1 protein-coding gene is annotated in these 884 nt (G+C 68.9%); it reads right to left on the bottom strand.

Annotated features, from left to right (window positions below; translation table 11 throughout):
• Positions 1–884, bottom strand: an 884-nt coding sequence (locus PGX04_RS13310) for a YegP family protein (protein WP_273738940.1), incomplete at both ends; no start/stop codon positions are given.

Raw genomic sequence — 884 nt, 5'->3', positions numbered from 1 at the left:
CTCGGCGAGCACCTCGCGATCGCGATCGACGAGTTCCCACGACCAGCCGTCGCCGTCGAGACGAATCACGGCGTCCTCGATCGCGAAGATCGGCGCGTCGGGCGCGTGGGCCGTGAGGGCGTCGACGCCGTCGGTCGCCGCCTCGCGATCGGAGTAGGAGACGGTCGAGTCGGCGATCTCCGCTCGGTCGCGGTCGAGCAGCCGGAAGTGCCACTCGCCGTTGCCGTATAGCTGCACGGATACGTCGCCGATCGTGGAGCGACGAGCCGTTGCGGCGGCGTCGCGCACGTTGTCGAGACCGTCGACCAGTTCGTCGCGGGTCGGATGGTCCTCGCCGTCGACGGCGACGGTGTCACCGGACGGCATGACGAACCGCCAGTGCCAGTCTTCCGTCGCGTACGTCTGGAAGATCGCCCGATCCATCGTCCGCACGTCGGAGTCGAGATACTCGAGCAGCCGATTCATCGCCTGGCGCGCGGCCCCGCGGGTGGGATGGGTCGCCGGGTCTTCGGCGACGAGCTTCCCGGACTCGTCGATGAGCCGCCAGCCCCACTCGTCGTCCTCGTTGACGAACAGCTCGAACGCCGCGGTCTCGATCTCGAGGAGTTCCGCGTCGGGCGCCTGCTCTTTCAACGTCATCATCGCTTCCGCGGCCTCGCCGCGGGACGTGTGTTCCTCGCCGCTGTCCGCGAGGACGTTCCCGTCCTCGTCGATGAGCCGCCAGCGCCACTCGCCGGAATCGGCTTCGTAGACCTGGAAGGCGGCGTTCTCGAACTCGATGAGCTCCGCCTCGCTGGCCTGCTGACGAACCCGCTCGATCGCCGTCGTTGCCGTCTCGGCGTCGGCGTGTGGCTCCGTGCTCGCGGCGACGACGTCCCGGTCGT

It is taken from the genome of Natrinema soli, assembly GCF_028618695.1.
This window is presented reverse-complemented; position numbering and strand designations above follow the sequence as displayed.